Origin of the sequence: Trichlorobacter sp., assembly GCF_030247655.1 — a bacterium.
Classification (GTDB): Bacteria; Desulfobacterota; Desulfuromonadia; order Geobacterales; family Pseudopelobacteraceae; genus Trichlorobacter.
On the sequence record NZ_JAOTRZ010000326.1, the window covers coordinates 1 to 2,171 of the forward strand.

The window sequence follows — 2,171 nt, forward strand, 5'->3', positions numbered from 1 at the left end:
GCTAATTTGACGACAACCCTGAAGGTTAAGATATTCAGCATCAATTAAATTGAAGAATGATCCATCAAATAATTTGGCGAACAACAATATAGCATGAGTCAAAGGAATTGAACTCTTGCCACTTGCTGGTACTACGGCAACGCCAGCAGACTCTAGTTTAGCCGGGGCATACCGATCACCCAATCCATAAAAGACAGCTGACTCGGTGGTTCCTTCAACCACAAGAGCCCTGGAGGCAAATAAAGCAGACGAAAGTTGTCCTACTGTTAGAGCATCGAGTTGTCTATCAATTGACTCCGGGTCCTGGATTCCCATCAAACATTTCTTCACATTGTCAACTGTAGATCGATGGATAGTCACTATCGGCTTTACATCTATGCTTCTAGTTAACCTACGAATTTGATCAAAGTGACGAGCTTCTATGAAATACGGGCTATGAGTCGCATATACTACTTGAACTCGTTTATCGGGATCATCCGCTAAAGTGCGAAGTACCCGAGCAAAAGCCTGCGCTTGAGTAGGATGTTGGAATAGTTCTGGTTCTTCAATTGCGAGACAAAACACTCCTTCTGTTTCTACGGCTGCGGATTCTGCCAATACTTGTAGCGCAGAGATAAGTAAGGTTCGCTGAAATCCATGTCCTTGACCGTCCACTGCTGTTTCCGTTACACCATCAAGTACAGAGACATTAAAGGTGGTTTTCGGTGCTTTTAATTCAACTCCGGCAGGTACAACTTGGATTGATCGACCAGTAGAATAACTTGAAACAACTCGATTAAGTTGTGTTGTTATTGAATCCAGTTGAACTCCAAATTTTTCATCACACACTTTCTGTTGGGCTTCACGGCTTTCTTCAACGATTTTTTTGATCTCTTCATCAGCTGCAGTACGATCAATCGACCGTTCAAGTATTCTTCCGATAATACTTGCCTTAGCATCCTGCGCTTCTTCACTTGCTCGAAGATCAGCTGTAACAAGAACAAAATCGAAGAGCCCACTCATCTTACCATTACTGTTAAACCCGAAAAAATTTGTTTGCAGGTTAGCCGGAGACTCAATCAATTTATCAGTATTTCTAGCCTCCCAAGCTGTCATTGCATCTTGTGCAGCTTCTTGGTTGCTCCAAGTAGGTAAACCTAGCGTTGGGTCATCCAATCTCAGTTGGTTATACTCTGCTCTCTTGTCGGCTGCAGAATTCTTGCTACGGATTTTAGCAAATGGCGGGTAGCTTTTTAAATTAGCTGATAATGCTTCAGTTCCATCAGGGTAGTGTATCTTCCATGCAGTAAAAGTCGTAGCCTCATCAGGGGCATATTTTTCTAAAGCATCGCGGTCCTTTTCGGTTAAATCCGAGAATGTAACTCTGACCTCAATATTTTCATCAATGGTTCCAAAGGAGCAATCTTTATTGGACAATTCACACCCTTTGCCTCCATTAAAGAACCAATCAAGGGCTCGTAACACCGCTGATTTTCCTGTGCCATTCGGACCAATCAGTGTAGTCACAGAATCAAAGATGATATCTACATCCTTGAGTGACCGATAATTTTTAATGCTAACAGAATGTATTTTCAAAGCACAACCTCCCTTTATAACTGCAATGCAACCCCTTTAGTTCTATATATTGGTCAAACAATTAAGCAAATAACAGTTTAATTTTCGAAGCGAAAGCGTCAATATAATACCTAAACTCTATTATTGATTTTTAAAAATTTGATACGCTTGTGAGAATTAATCATCATAAAGTAATCACTCCACCCCCAAAGCTTTAAACACAGCATCTTCAGGTGACTGGTAGAATATCAGACTAAACTTGTCCATAAGTTCCGGCGGAACCGAAGCCATATCTGCTGCTGAAGTAGTAGGCAAGAGAACTTTTTTTGCACCACTGTCCAGGCAGACTTGAAGCACATTTGCTAGTTCCTCAACCTTTATAATTGTTCCGCTGATGCTAAGATTTCCAAGGACCGCCAAGCTGCTGATCACTGGTTTATGTAGCGCAGCTGAACAAAGCGCAATGAAGGCCGTCAACGACAATTGGTTTGTGATACCTATGCCGTTTAAGTCCTGAAGGTGCATCAGATAGTCTTTGGTTGAAGTACTGATGGTACCACTGACATTTTTACTGTTGGCTTTCAAATACCGATATGCGGTGTCAATAGATTCTTTAG

At 41.6% G+C, this 2,171-nt stretch carries 2 protein-coding genes; both read right to left on the reverse strand.

All coding sequences use genetic code 11. From position 1 onward, the window contains the following. A partial coding sequence (locus OEL57_RS16300; RefSeq protein WP_300741946.1) for an ATP-dependent nuclease occupies positions 1-1,575 on the reverse strand: 1,575 nt, incomplete at its 3' end. Between the two features lie 174 nt (positions 1,576-1,749). Continuing rightward, on the reverse strand, positions 1,750-2,171 hold a 422-nt coding region (locus tag OEL57_RS16305; RefSeq protein WP_300741948.1), incomplete at its 5' end, for a S16 family serine protease.